Source organism: Kitasatospora sp. NPDC059803, assembly GCF_042732255.1.
GTDB lineage: Bacteria > Actinomycetota > Actinomycetes > Streptomycetales > Streptomycetaceae > Kitasatospora.
Genome location: NZ_JBHWIJ010000265.1, coordinates 1 through 12,381, shown reverse-complemented (window position 1 = coordinate 12,381; position 12,381 = coordinate 1). Strand labels below are relative to the sequence as shown.

The window sequence follows — 12,381 nt, the reverse complement described above, 5'->3', positions numbered from 1 at the left end:
CCTCCTCGGCGTCGGCTGGGACGGCCCGGCGGACGCGCTGGCCGGCGGCGCCGTCCGGGTCCGCACCCGGGACGCGGCCACCGGCCGCTGGGGCGACTGGCACGACCTGGAGGCCGACACCGAGGACGGCCCCGACCTCGCCCCGCGCGGCGCCACCGCGCCCCTGTGGACCGGCCGCAGCGACGGCGTCGCCGTCGAGGTGCGCCCCGGCCCCGCCGGGCCCCCGCCTGGCCTGCGGCTCGACCTGGTCGACCCAGGCCAGGGCGCGCCCGCGCCCGCCGCCCGGGTCCTGCCCCGCCGCCCCGCCGACGGCCACCAGGCCCCGCGCCCCGCCATCGTCACCCGGGCCGGCTGGGGCGCGGACGAGTCCCTGCGCGACCAGGCCTTCGAGTACACCGGCCCGGTCCACGAGGTGTTCGTCCACCACACCGCCACCGCCACCGACTACGCCTGCTCCGACGCCCCCCGGGTGATCAGGTCGATCTACCAGTACCACGTTCAGAGCAGCGGCTGGCGGGACATCGGCTACAACTTCCTGGTCGACCGCTGCGGCACCGTCTACGAGGGCCGGGCCGGCGGCGTCGACCAGCCCGTCCACGGCGCCCACACCCTCGGCTTCAACACCGACTCGGCCGGCGTCGCCGCCATCGGCACCTACGTCGGCGACGCCCCGCCCCAGCCCCTCCTGGACGGCCTCGCCGCCATCGCCGGCTGGAAGCTCGGCCTCACCGGCCACCCCGCCGACGGCCGCACCAAGCTCACCTCCGCCTCCGACGCCAGCCGCTACCCCAAGGGCACCGTCGTCGACTTCGACGCCGTCTCCGGTCACCGCGACGCCTTCAACACCGAGTGCCCCGGCAACGCCCTCTACGCCCGGCTCCCCGCCCTCCGCATGGCCGCGGCCCACCTCCAGACCCCCTGACGCACCCCACCGCACCGCCCTACGCCGGTCCCGGCCCCCGCCCGACCAGCCCCCGCAGCTCCGCCGTCAACGCCGCCGCCAGATCCGGCCGGAGGTCGTAGCGCGCCGGCGTGTTCTGCAGCAGCCCGATCCGCCAGCCCGCCCCGGCGTTCACCGCGATCACCGTCTGCACCGCGTTGAGCGCCGGGTCCAGGTCCTCCGCGGCGTCCGGCACCAGCCCCGCGACGGCGTCCAGTTGCGCCACCCCGGGCCCCAGCGCGCGGACCCGGCGCACCCTGGCCACGTACTCCGGCGTCGCGTGGTCGGCGAAGAGCCGCCCCAGTTCGGCGGCGATCACCGACCGCCCGCAGTGCCGGGTGCCGTCGAAGCCGATCACCTCCCCGTCCTCGGCGAACGGCCCGGCGAAGGCCGAACCGTCCTGCTGGTTCCACCCCTCCAGCGCCCGGTGGTACAGCGCCCGCACCGCGTTCTCGTCCCCGGAGGACAGCTCCGGCAGCCGCGTATCGTTCATATCCCCATGGTCGACGAAGGCGGTGGAGCCGGACAGCGGAGGAGGTGCGCGGCGGTGACGGGCGAGTCGGTACGGCGTTGGCGGCCGGGTTTCCCGCTGGACGTCGCCCGGACGCTGCTGCCGCTGCGCCGGGGCCCCGCCGACCCGGCGTACCGCACCACCGGCGACGGCGCGCTCTGGCGGGCGTCCCGGACCCCGGCCGGGATCGGCACGCTGCGGGTGCTGGCGCGACCGGCGGCCGGCGAGGTGGAGGCGACCGCCTGGGGCCCGGGTGCGACGTGGCTGCTGGAGCGGCTGCCGGTGCTGCTGGGCGCGCAGGACGACCCGGAGGCCCTGGTGCTGCCGCCCGGACCGCTGCGGGACGCCCAGCGCCGCACCGCCGCGGTCCGCCTCACCCGCACCGGGCTGGTCCTGGAGTCCCTCGTCCCGGCGATCCTGGAACAGAAGGTGACCACCGACGAGGCCTACCGCGCCTGGCGCACCCTGCTACGGGACTTCGGCACCGCGGCGCCGGGCCCGGCCGAGGGCATGCGGGTGGCGCCGTCGGCCCGGGAGTGGGCGCTGGTGCCGAGCTGGGAGTGGCACCGCGCGGGGGTGGACCCGAAGCGCTCGACGACGGTCATGCGCGCCGTCCGGCTGGCGCCCCGGCTGGAGGAGGCCGCCGCGATGAACCACGCCGAGGCCTTCGCCCGGCTCACCGCCGTCCCGGGGGTCGGCCCCTGGACGGCCGCCGAGACCCTGCAGCGCAGCAACGGCGACCCGGACGCGGTCTCGGTCGGCGACTTCCACCTGCCCAACCTGGTCGGCTGGGCCCTGGCCGGCCGCCCCCGCAGCGACGACGCCCAGATGCTCGCCCTGCTGGAGCCCTACCGCCCGCACCGCCACCGCCTCTGCCGCCTCCTGCTGGCGACCACCCCCCACGCCCCCCGCTACGGCCCCCGCCTCACCCCAAACGACCACCGGCGGCGATGAACTACGCCGTAGTACACTGCCTCGCATGGAAGCAACCATGCGGGAGCTGAACCAGCAGACGGCCAGGGTGATAGGAGCCGTCGAGCGGGGCGAGACCGTCACCGTCACCAAGGACGGCAGGCATGTGGCCACCATCCTGCCGCCGAGCCTGGCCGCACCCGTCTACCCCTTCCGGACCGATCCGATGGGGGAGGAGCTCGACGACATGCCGGTCATCCCCGGTGGCGGCGGGCGCATTCTGGCCGACCTCGACCAGCACATGGAAGGATTCGGCAGGTGACCGACGTCGCGGTGGTCGGTGACACCGGCGCCCTGCTCGCCGCATACGCCGGTGAGGAACCCGACCACGACGCCTGCCTGAAGGCCTTGCGTACGGTCGGCCATCTGGTCATCTCGCCGCTGGTGCTGGCCGAGCTGGACTACCTCGCGCACCGGACACTCGGAGCCGCGATGGCGATGCGCGTTCTGGACGACATCATCGACCGATGTGCGATCGGCCGTTTCGAGGTGCCCGAGGTGGGTGCGCACCTTGCCACTGCGCGGGCGGTCATGCGGCAGTACCCGGACCTGGACATCGGCCTGACGGACGCCATCAACGTCGCGCTGGCCGCGGAGTTCAGGACCGACGCCGTGCTGACCGTCGACCGTCGCCACTTCCGTGCGATCAGGCCGCTGACCAACCACAAGGCCTTCCGGCTGCTGCCGGACGACCTCGACGGCTGATCCTCACCGCACCTCGATGAAGGTGTCGGCGCCGCGGTCCGGGCGTTCGCGCCTCACCCCCGACGACCACCGGCGGCGCTGAACCGGAAGCGCCGTGCGGTGTACACGTCGATGTGTACGCTGGATGCATGACTGACGCACTGAGCATCCGGGAACTGCGTGCGAACCTCGCCGAGGTGGTCACCCAGGCCGAGGCCGGCGAGATCACCGTGATCACTCGGAAGGGCGAGCGGGTCGGAGCGGTCGTGCCGATCGAGATCCTCGATGCCATCGAGGATGCCGCCGACGAACTGCTCGCCCGTGAGGCCGAGCAGCACCGGAACGATCCCACCGTGACCATGGCCGAGCTCCTGGCCGACCTGTTCGACTCGCCCAAGGACTCCTCCGGGAGCGCTGCGTGAAGTACGCGTTCCGCTTCACCTCGCATGCCAGGCGCCAGCTGCGTGACATCAGCCAGGTCGACGCGATGCGGATCCTCACCGCGCTCACCGTTCTCGGCGAGGACCCTTACGTCGAGGGCCCGGATGTCAAGAAGCTGGCGGGTCACGTCGGCCTCTACCGTCTCCGGGTCGGCGTCTACCGCGTGGCCTACGAGATCCACGACGGCGTGCTGGTGATCCTCGTGGTGGCCGTTGGCAATCGCCGCGAGATCTATCGCGGTCTCTGAACCGCTACCGCACCTCGATGAAGGTGTCGGCGCTGCGGTCCGGGCGTTCGCGCGGGGGTTCGGCGGGGCGGCCGACGGCGACGGCGCCCATCGGGTCCCAGTCGTCCGGGAGGTCGAGGGCCGCGCGGACGGTGTCGCGGCAGAACATGGTGGACGACACCCAGGCGGAGCCGTAGCCCTCGCCGGTGAGGGCGACCAGGAGGTTCTGCACGGCGGCGCCGGCGGCGACGGTGAACATCTCCCGTTCGGCGGCGGCGCGCCGCTGGTCGGGGTAGTGGTGCGAGCCGTCCATGACGAGGCAGGGCACCACCAGGTAGGGCGCCTCGCGCAGGACGTCGCCGCGGGCGGTGCGGCGGGCGATCCGGGCGTCGTCCCAGCCGTCGAGTTCGCGCAGGTCGCGCTGCCAGGCGGCGAGCATCGCGTCGAGCAGCCGGGTGCGGGCCTGCGCCGTCTCCAGCAGGACGAACCGCCACGGCGTGGTGTGGTGCGGGGCGGGCGCGGTGACGGCGGCGGCGACGGCGCGGCGCACGGCGCCGGGGTCGACCGGGGCGTCGGTGAAGGAGCGGACGGTGCGCCGCAGGGTGACGGCCTGGCGCAGCGCCTCGGAGGTGCCGAGCCGGAACATGTCGTCGACGGCGGAGCGGACCAGCGGCCGGGTGCCGTCGCCGTCCTCGGCGGTGACGAGGTGGCCGAGCCCGCGGACGACGGCGACCGGCACGCCGCTGGTCTTGCCCTTCACCAGGTCGGCGGCGGCGGCGAGTTCGTCGGCGGTGGCGGTGACGGTGAGCGCCAGCTCGTTGCCGTGGCTGTCGGTGCGCCCGCGGTGGTCCTCCAGCACGGACAGCCCGGCGGCGCCGATGGCGACGTCGGTGAGTCCGTTGCGCCAGGGCCGGCCGAAGGTGTCGGTGACGACGACGGCGAGCCGGCGGCCGGTGAGCTGCTGGAGCCGCCCGCGCAGGGTGCGGGCGGAGGCGTCCGGGTCCTCGGGCAGCAGCAGGACGGTGCCGGGGGCGGTGTTGGAGGCGTCGACGCCGGCGGCGGCCATGACGAAGCCGTTGCGGTTCTCGACGATCCGGGCGTGGCCGCGCCGGGCGACCACCCGGACGGTCTCGGCCTCGATCGCGGCCTCGCGGTCGGCGGCGTGCAGCAGCCGGCCCTCGGCCTTGCTGACGATCTTCGAGGTGACGATCAGGATGTCGCCGTCCTGGTACTCGCCGGCCTTGGCGAGCAGCGCGGCGAGGTCGGTCCCGGCGTCGATCTCCGGCAGCCCTTCGACCGGCAGGATCTGCAGGCTCATGCGCCCGCCCCGCTGCGCCCGCGCCCGCTCACTTGCGCACCTGCTCGGCGAGGGCGAGGGCGGCCCGGGCCATCTCGGCGGTGGCCTCGACGTCGGTCATCAGCAGCGGGACGGCCCGGCAGGCGATCCCGGCGGCTTCGACGGCGGCGACCGAGGCCTGGTCGGCGGTGTCGACGAGCCAGCCGTCGATGAGTGCGGAGCCGTAGTTCAGTGCGACCGCCTCCGCGGTGGCCTCGACGCCGACGGCGGCGAGCACCTTGTCGGCCATGCCGCGCACCGGGGCGCCGCCGATGATCGGGGAGAGCCCGACGACGGGGGCGGGGGCGGCGGCGACGGCCTCCCGGATGCCGGGGACGGCGAGGATGGTGCCGATGGAGACGACCGGGTTGGACGGCGGGAAGAGGATGACGTCGGCGGCGGCGAGGGCCTCCAGGACGCCGGGCGCGGGCTTCGCGGTGTCGGCGCCGACCGGGATGATCGCCTCGGCGTCGACGGCGGCGTGCAGCCTGACCCAGTACTCCTGGAAGTGGATCGCCCGGGTGCCCTGCTCGTCGGTGATCCGCACGTGGGTCTCGACCCGGTCGTCGCTCATCGGCAGCAGCCGTACGCCGGGCTTCCAGCGCACGCACAGCGCCTCGGTGACCTGGCTGAGGCTGTAGCCGGCGGTGAGCATCTGGCTGCGGACGAGGTGGGTGGCGAAGTCGCGGTCGCCGAGCCCGAACCACTCGGGGCCGACGCCGTACTCCTTCATCTCGGCCTTGATCGACCAGGTCTCGTCGGTGCGGCCCCAGCCCTGCTCCTCGTGGATGCCGCCGCCGAGGGTGTACATCACGGTGTCGAGGTCGGGACAGACCTTGAGGCCGTAGAGGTGGATGTCGTCGCCGGTGTTGCCGATGACGGTGATCTCGTCCTGCGGTCCGACTGCCGCGAGGAGTCCGCGCAGGAAGCGCGCTCCGCCGATTCCGCCTGCCAGTGCCACGATGCGCATGGGTTCATCCTGCCACGGTCCGACTGCCCGTCAGCCCGGTCGCCGGCCCGGTCGCCGGCGGGTGCGACGGCGGGTGCGACGGCCGGGCTGACGCGGGCGGGTGCTCAGTGTGCCTCGGCCTGGGCCTGCGGGTGCTGCTCGGGGACGGCGGTGCCGCCGTACTGGTTCATCTCGGTGAGGCCCGGGGTGTAGAGGTGGATGGAGACGGCGGGTTCGAGCGTGCCGTTGACCACCTCGTGGAGGTAGCCGGAGGAGAAGACCCGCTGCCCGCCGGGGCGCAGGGTGCGGGCTCCCTCGCCGGCGCGGGTGAGCGAGCGCTCGATCAGCTCGCCCTGGACGACGGTCATCACGCCGGAGGACTCGCCGTGGTCGTGGAAGCCGCTGCTCTGGCCGGGCAGCCAGCTGAGCAGCCAGACCTCGTAGCCGGGGCCGGTCTCCAGCCGGGCGTACCAGCGGGTGAGCGCGTCGTAGCGGACCAGGGGTTCCCAGCGGGCGCGGTCGGCGGCGATCTCGCGGATCAGCCGGGCGTGGCCGGCCACGGTGGTGGGGTGGCGGGGCAGGTCGGTGCGGGCCAGGTGCGGGAAGGCGAGCGGGTCGCCGGCGATGGAGACGTCGCTGAGGCCGTCGGTCCAGCCCCGGGCGGGCGCGGCGGGGGAGGGGCTTCGGCGGGCGAGTTTGTTGCGGTCGCGGTTCCGCTTGCGGATGCGGGTCATACGCACGGGAGTCGTCCTCGGAGTGGCGGCTGGTTCGTCGGGGATCAGCCGGATCCGGGATGTCCTGGGACGGGAATCGCGGGCGGCCTCTGTGCTTCCTGGGGGCGGCGCGCGGTGGGACGCGGGCGCCTAGATACAGCAGGAGCAGAGGCGACAACAAGAGTTCACGGCACGGCGGAGCGTGGAACCGCTCCGGGGGCTGGCGAACTCTGACATAGGGGAAAGGAGACCGCATCCGTGGGGCCGGTGTCAAACACAGGGATGCGGCATTCGAGAGGGTTACGCCAAGAAGTTGCCCGGATGGGGTGATAAATCACGCTCTATGTTTCGATGGGAAGATCGCCGGGAAGGCAGGGCGATGACCGGCCTGTGATGGTGACCGAGCGTCACTCGCCGAAGGGTTGTGGCTGGTTCGACGCCGTTCAGGGCTTTCGGATCGAAGGTCCAATGTGTCCGAATATGTACACTATTCGTAACGGCTTGGTGCCGGGGAGTGAATCCTCGCCCCAATACCAGAGCTCGGCTTGACTGAGCCAGAGTGACGCAACTGTAATTTCACTCGTGTCGTCGGCCGCACGAGGCAACGGCAACCACGGGGACGCCAAGTAGGGGCAGAGGAGGCGCGCCACATGAGCGAGCTCTTTGAGCTGTTGATCGGTGACGGCATCGCGGAGGAGGAAGAGGAACTCGGTTGGCAGGAGCGCGCGTTGTGCGCCCAGACCGACCCCGAGTCCTTCTTCCCCGAGAAGGGCGGCTCCACGCGCGAGGCCAAGAAGGTCTGCCTCGCCTGCGAGGTCCGTTCGGAATGCCTGGAGTACGCCCTCGCCAATGACGAGCGGTTCGGCATCTGGGGCGGACTCTCCGAGCGCGAGCGCCGTCGGCTCAAGAAGAGCGCGGTCTGACCGGGGCGGCCGCCGACCCCCGCTGACCCTTCGACAACCACACGGCAGTACGGGCGCCTCACCGCGGCGGTGGGGCGCTTTCGTGTTCCCTGCCGGCTCTTCACCGGTCCCGCACCGGCACCGCGGACGAAGCCGCCATCCGGAGCCGTTAGTGTGGTGCGCCATCCGGTTGCCGTTCACCGGCTGTGTCCACCGAGAACTGAGGCCCGCGCACTCGATGACCGTCTACAGCCACCAGAGCGGCTTCACCGCTGCCAGGCCGCCCGCCTACCCGCGCCACCTGGTCACCGCGGTGATCGTCTCGCACGACGGGGCCCGCTGGCTGCCGCAGGCCCTCGCCGGCCTGCTCGGCCAGGACCGCCAGGTCCAGCGGGTGCTCGCGGTCGACACCGGTTCCACCGACAACTCTCCGCAACTGCTCGCGGACACCCTCGCCGACTGGCTGCCCGAGAGCGGCCCGCTGCTCCTCGGCCGCCGGGCCGGCTTCGGCACCGCCGTCGCCGAGGCCGTCTTCGGCAGCCCGCCGCTGCGCCCGGAGGACCTGCCGTACCGGCTCGACCCCTCCGGCTACGACCCGGTCACCGGCGGCTGGGACGACTTCGGCGACCCGCTCGCCCAGGAGGACGACCTCGGCCGCGGCGGCCCGCGCGAGACCCAGCCCGTCGAATGGCTCTGGCTGCTGCACGACGACTGCGAGCCGCAGACCGACGCGCTGCGCCGGCTGCTCCAGGTCGCCGACTCCACCCCCAGCGCCGCCGTGGTCGGCCCCAAGCTGCGCAGCTGGTACGACCGCCGCCAGCTGCTGGAGGTCGGCGTCACCATCGCCCGCTCCGGCCGCCGCTGGACCGGCCTCGACCGCCGCGAGCAGGACCAGGGCCAGCACGACCAGGTCCGCCCGGTGCTCGCCGTCTCCAGCGCCGGCATGCTGGTGCGCCGCGACGTCTTCGAGGAACTCGGCGGCTTCGACAAGGCGCTGCCGCTGATGCGCGACGACGCCGACTTCTGCTGGCGGGTCAACGCCGCCGGCCACCGCGTGGTGGTCGCCCCCGACGCCGTGCTGCGGCACGCCGAGGCGGCCAGCCGCGAGCGCCGCGCCATCGACTGCGGCCCCGCCCACCCGCACCGGGTGGACAAGGCCGGCGCCGTCTACACCCTGCTCGCCAACTGCAAGGGCGCGCTCTTCCCCTACGTCCTGCTGCGGCTGGTGCTCGGCACCCTGCTGCGGGCCGTCACCAACCTGCTCGGCAAGGACCCGCGCCAGGCCTTCGACGAGCTCACCGGCCTCGGCCACGAACTCGTCCGCTTCCCCCGGCTGCTGGCCGCGCGCAAGCAGCGCGCCCGCACCCGGGCCGCCGACGCCCTGGACGACCGCACGCTCTTCCCGCCGCCCGGCGCCACCGCCCGGCTCGCCGTCGAGGGCGTGATCGGCTCCCTCGGCATAGGGGGAGGGGACGACACCGGGCGGCACGGCACGGTCGAGGCCGGGCCGGGCGGCGAGGACGACGAGGACCTGGTCGTCGAGCAGTTCACGCTGATCAAGAAGCTGGCCCGGCGTCCGGCGCCGGTGCTGTTCGCGGCCCTGCTGGTGTTCGCCCTGATCGCCTGCCGCGGCCTGTTCGGCAGCGGCGAGCTGTTCGGCGGCGCCCTGCTGCCGGCCACCGACGGCGCCGGCGGCCTCTGGTCGATGTACGCGGACGCCTGGCACCCGATCGGCACCGGCTCCGCCGCCGCCGCGCCGCCGTACCTCGGCGTGCTCGCGGTGCTGTCCTGGGTGCTGTTCGACCACGCCGACCTCGCGCTCACCCTGCTGGTCGTGCTCACCGTGCCGCTGTCGGCGGTCAGCGCCTACCTGGTGTCCCGGCCGCTGCTGGACTCCAAGCTCGTCCGGGCCTGGGCCAGCGCCGCCTACGCGCTGCTGCCCGCCGCGACCGGTGCGCTCGCCCAGGGCCGGATCGGTACCGCCGTCCTCGCCGTGCTGCTGCCGCCGCTGGCCCGCGCCGCCGCGATCGCGGCGGGTCTCGGCATCCGTGACGAGAGCGCCGCCAAGGGCGCCCGCCCGGGGTGGCGGCCGGTCTGGATGACCGTCCTGCTGCTCACCCTGGCCACCTCCTTCGTGCCGTTGACCTGGGCGCTCGCCCTGCCGCTGTGCCTGGCGACGCTGGTCGTCGCGGTGGTCCGCGGCGGTGCCTTCGGCTCGGGCGGCGCCGCACTACGCCTGCTCGGCCTGCGCGTCCTGGTGATCCTCGCGCTGCCCGTCCTGGTGCTGGCGCCGTGGTCGCTGTCGGTGCTGGCGCACCCGCAGTGGCTGCTGCTGGAGGCCGGCCTGCCCGGCCTGCACGGCACCGGTGCGAGCGCGGCCGGCCTGCTGCTGGTCAACCCGGGCGGCGCCGGGGTGCCGCCGGTCTGGCTGTCGGCCGGCGTGGTGCTCGCCGCGCTCGCCGCACTGCTGCGCGCCGACCGTCGCCGTGCGGTGCTGTCCGCCTGGGGTGCGGCCGGTGCGGGTCTGGTCTTCGCGGTCGCGGTGGCGGGCACCTCCGTCACCCCGGCCTCCGGCGGCCCGGCGGTGCCCGCCTGGGCCGGTCCGGCCTCGCTGATCGCCGGGATCGCCCTGCTGGCGGCCGCCGCGATCGGTGCCGACGGCGCCAACGCCCGCGTGGCGGGGATCGCCTTCGGCTGGCGCCAGCCGGTGGCCGCGCTGGTGGTGGCCGCCGCGGTGCTGGCCCCGCTGGGCACCGGCCTGTGGTGGGCGCTCACCGGCGCCGGCAAGCCGCTGCACCGGGCCCAGGCCGGCCAGGTGCCCGCGTTCATCGCGGAGGAGGCCGGCACCACCGACCGCTCCCGCACCCTGGTCGTCACCGGCGACCCGGGCGGCGGCGCGGTCCGCTACACCGTGGTCCGCGGCGCGGGCCTGACGCTCGGCCAGGCCGAGTCCACCGTCGACCCGTCGACCGGCACCCAGGACGGCCTGAACAAGATGGTCGGCAGCCTGCTGGCCGGTTCCGGCGCCGACCAGGCCGGTGCGCTCTCCGGCTACGGCATCGCCTACGTGCTGGTCCAGCAGTCGGTGATCGGCACCTACAAGGACGTCCTGGACACCACCCCCGGCCTGGTCAAGGCCAACCAGGACGGCGACTCCGCGCTCTGGCAGGTCACCGGCGCCCCCGCCGTCCGCGCGGTGATCACCGCCCCGGGCGCCGCCCCGGTGGTCGTCCCGGCCGGGGCCCGCGACCTCACCGCCACCGTTCCGGCCGGCCCGGACGGCCGGGTGCTGCGGCTCGCCGAGTCCGCCGCCCCCGAGTGGAAGGCCACCGTGGGCGGCACCGCGCTGGAGTCCGTCACGGTCGACGGCTGGGCGCAGGGCTTCAAGCTCCCGGCCGGCGGCGGCAAGCTGACCGTCACCCGGGAGGACGGCTTCGCGCACACCGGCTGGATCTGGGCCCAGGTGCTGCTCGGCCTGACCATCCTGGTGCTGGCCCTGCCCGGACGCCGCAGCCACAAGGACGACGACCTGCCCGAGGAGGTGGTGGCCGCCGCCGCGCTGGCCGCCGCGGCCCAGGCGCAGGCGCCCGCCCCCGGCAGCCGCCGGGCCCGCCGGATGGCCGAGCGCGGCGAGGGCGGCGAGGACGGCGGGGTGTACGAGGGCCCGCCGGGCGCGATCCCGGCGCAGCCGGCCGGCGAGCCGATGGCCGAGGCGGTCCAGGCGGCCGCCGCCGTCCAGGAGACCGAGCCGTACGCCGACCCGTACCAGACGTACCAGCAGGCCGACCCGTACAGCTACGACCAGTACGCGGCCCAGCAGCCGGTGGCCGCGCCGTACGGCGGCCAGGGGTACGACGGCCAGGGCTACGAGGGCTACCAGCCGCAGGCGTACCCGCAGCAGGGCTACGAGCAGCAGCCGTACCCGCAGGAGCAGCAGTACGGCTACGAGCAGCAGCCCTACCAGCAGACGGAGCACCAGCAGCCGTGGGTGCCGGGGCAGCCGCAGGCCGAGCCCTACTGCGACCCCAACGACCCGAACGACCCCAACGGCACGGGCCGGTACCCGCACCAGCACGGATCGGGGAGCTGACCCGCGATGAAGAAGCCCGCATTCAGGAAGAAGTCCGCGCCCGAGGCCGTCGAGCCGACGGAGGCCGCCGAGGCCGGGCAGTCCGGGCCCGCCCCGGCCCAGGCGCCGGAGCCCGCGGCCTCCGCCCGGCCGGCCGGGCGGTCCGGGGGCACCAGGACCACGCAGTCCCTGCTGGCCGCGGCCGTCGTGCTCGCGGCGGTGTTCGGGATCGCCGAGACGCGCCCGCCGGCCGCCCCCGCCAAGGCGGACGGCGGCGTCGCCCCGACCACCGCGCAGGTCGAGCGGACGGCGGCGGTCTGCCCGCAGCCGCTCCAGGGCCTGACCGGCTCGACCACGCTCACCGCCTACACCCCGCCCGGGACGGGCGGCGCCACCGGCGGGGCCGGCTGGCTCTCCGACGCCGCCGCGCCCGCGACCCCGCCGACCACCGCCCCCTCCGCCCCGGCGGGCCGCGCCCCCCCCCCGCCCGGCCGCCCGGCCCCCCCCGCCCGCCCCGCCCCACCCCCGGCCCCGCCCCCGCTCCCTACCCCCGCCCACCCGCCTCCGTGTCGCTGAGCGCGGTCCTGCACAGCAACTCCTTGAGGTCGGTGCCCGGACGCCCCGGCCCGGACAGGTGA

13 protein-coding genes are annotated in these 12,381 nt (G+C 74.7%); 9 read left to right on the top strand and 4 right to left on the bottom strand.

The window, feature by feature from the left end:
• Positions 1-922: peptidoglycan recognition protein (locus ACFV6I_RS31065; protein WP_380428876.1), on the top strand; the 922-nt coding region annotated here is incomplete at its 5' end.
• Between the two features lie 19 nt (positions 923-941).
• Here ACFV6I_RS31065 and ACFV6I_RS31060 read toward each other — a convergent pair.
• Positions 942-1,433, bottom strand: coding sequence for an SgcJ/EcaC family oxidoreductase (locus ACFV6I_RS31060; protein WP_063349126.1), 492 nt, complete (start codon positions 1,431-1,433; stop codon positions 942-944).
• A gap of 6 nt (positions 1,434-1,439) precedes the next feature.
• Between ACFV6I_RS31060 and ACFV6I_RS31055 the strand changes: the two genes are divergently transcribed.
• From ACFV6I_RS31055 to ACFV6I_RS31035, 5 genes are all read left to right on the top strand, one after another.
• On the top strand, positions 1,440-2,405 hold the full coding sequence (locus ACFV6I_RS31055; RefSeq protein ID WP_380428874.1) for a DNA-3-methyladenine glycosylase family protein: 966 nt from the start codon (positions 1,440-1,442) through the stop codon (positions 2,403-2,405).
• A gap of 25 nt (positions 2,406-2,430) precedes the next feature.
• Complete coding sequence (locus tag ACFV6I_RS31050; RefSeq protein ID WP_063349128.1) at positions 2,431-2,685, top strand: type II toxin-antitoxin system Phd/YefM family antitoxin; 255 nt, start codon at positions 2,431-2,433, stop codon at positions 2,683-2,685.
• Positions 2,682-3,128, top strand: coding sequence for a PIN domain-containing protein (locus ACFV6I_RS31045; RefSeq protein ID WP_063349129.1), 447 nt, complete (start codon positions 2,682-2,684; stop codon positions 3,126-3,128). The genes ACFV6I_RS31050 and ACFV6I_RS31045 overlap by 4 nt, the downstream gene beginning before the upstream one ends.
• Positions 3,129-3,256: 128 nt before the next feature.
• Positions 3,257-3,529: a type II toxin-antitoxin system Phd/YefM family antitoxin gene (locus tag ACFV6I_RS31040; protein WP_063349130.1), complete on the top strand. Its 273-nt coding sequence runs from the start codon at positions 3,257-3,259 to the stop codon at positions 3,527-3,529.
• Positions 3,526-3,795 carry a type II toxin-antitoxin system RelE/ParE family toxin gene (locus tag ACFV6I_RS31035; protein ID WP_380428872.1) on the top strand — a complete coding sequence of 90 codons (270 nt, stop codon included), beginning with the start codon at positions 3,526-3,528 and terminating at the stop codon, positions 3,793-3,795. The genes ACFV6I_RS31040 and ACFV6I_RS31035 overlap by 4 nt, the downstream gene beginning before the upstream one ends.
• A gap of 4 nt (positions 3,796-3,799) precedes the next feature.
• On the opposite strand, the gene ACFV6I_RS31030 is transcribed toward ACFV6I_RS31035, so the two are convergent.
• The 3 genes from ACFV6I_RS31030 to ACFV6I_RS31020 form a co-directional block, all read right to left on the bottom strand.
• Positions 3,800-5,092, bottom strand: a complete 1,293-nt coding sequence (locus tag ACFV6I_RS31030) for a coenzyme F420-0:L-glutamate ligase (protein ID WP_380428870.1) — start codon at positions 5,090-5,092, stop codon at positions 3,800-3,802.
• A gap of 28 nt (positions 5,093-5,120) precedes the next feature.
• Entirely contained in the window at positions 5,121-6,080 is a 960-nt protein-coding gene (gene cofD, locus ACFV6I_RS31025; protein ID WP_363377420.1) for a 2-phospho-L-lactate transferase, read from the bottom strand.
• A 104-nt stretch (positions 6,081-6,184) separates the two neighbouring features.
• Positions 6,185-6,793 carry a cysteine dioxygenase gene (locus ACFV6I_RS31020; protein ID WP_380428878.1) on the bottom strand — a complete coding sequence of 203 codons (609 nt, stop codon included), beginning with the start codon at positions 6,791-6,793 and terminating at the stop codon, positions 6,185-6,187.
• A gap of 629 nt (positions 6,794-7,422) precedes the next feature.
• Between ACFV6I_RS31020 and ACFV6I_RS31015 the strand changes: the two genes are divergently transcribed.
• The 3 genes from ACFV6I_RS31015 (at position 7,423) to ACFV6I_RS31005 (ending at position 12,319) form a co-directional block, all read left to right on the top strand.
• Positions 7,423-7,695, top strand: a complete 273-nt coding sequence (locus ACFV6I_RS31015) for a WhiB family transcriptional regulator (protein WP_063349134.1) — start codon at positions 7,423-7,425, stop codon at positions 7,693-7,695.
• A gap of 217 nt (positions 7,696-7,912) precedes the next feature.
• On the top strand, positions 7,913-11,764 hold the full coding sequence (locus tag ACFV6I_RS31010; RefSeq protein WP_380428868.1) for a glycosyltransferase family 2 protein: 3,852 nt from the start codon (positions 7,913-7,915) through the stop codon (positions 11,762-11,764).
• 6 nt (positions 11,765-11,770) lie between these two features.
• A complete protein-coding gene (locus tag ACFV6I_RS31005) occupies positions 11,771-12,319 on the top strand; it encodes a hypothetical protein (protein WP_380428866.1) in 549 nt (182 codons plus the stop codon).
• Positions 12,320-12,381 lie beyond the last annotated feature (62 nt).

Coding starts and splice junctions, on each gene's coding strand:
- cofD (WP_363377420.1), bottom strand. CDS start 6,080: ATGCGCATCGTGGCACTGGCAGGCGGAATCGGCGGAGCGCGCTTCCTG.
- ACFV6I_RS31040 (WP_063349130.1), top strand. CDS start 3,257: ATGACTGACGCACTGAGCATCCGGGAACTGCGTGCGAACCTCGCCGAG.
- ACFV6I_RS31050 (WP_063349128.1), top strand. CDS start 2,431: ATGGAAGCAACCATGCGGGAGCTGAACCAGCAGACGGCCAGGGTGATA.
- ACFV6I_RS31010 (WP_380428868.1), top strand. CDS start 7,913: ATGACCGTCTACAGCCACCAGAGCGGCTTCACCGCTGCCAGGCCGCCC.
- ACFV6I_RS31060 (WP_063349126.1), bottom strand. CDS start 1,433: ATGAACGATACGCGGCTGCCGGAGCTGTCCTCCGGGGACGAGAACGCG.
- ACFV6I_RS31030 (WP_380428870.1), bottom strand. CDS start 5,092: ATGAGCCTGCAGATCCTGCCGGTCGAAGGGCTGCCGGAGATCGACGCC.
- ACFV6I_RS31015 (WP_063349134.1), top strand. CDS start 7,423: ATGAGCGAGCTCTTTGAGCTGTTGATCGGTGACGGCATCGCGGAGGAG.
- ACFV6I_RS31055 (WP_380428874.1), top strand. CDS start 1,440: ATGGTCGACGAAGGCGGTGGAGCCGGACAGCGGAGGAGGTGCGCGGCG.
- ACFV6I_RS31005 (WP_380428866.1), top strand. CDS start 11,771: ATGAAGAAGCCCGCATTCAGGAAGAAGTCCGCGCCCGAGGCCGTCGAG.
- ACFV6I_RS31020 (WP_380428878.1), bottom strand. CDS start 6,793: ATGACCCGCATCCGCAAGCGGAACCGCGACCGCAACAAACTCGCCCGC.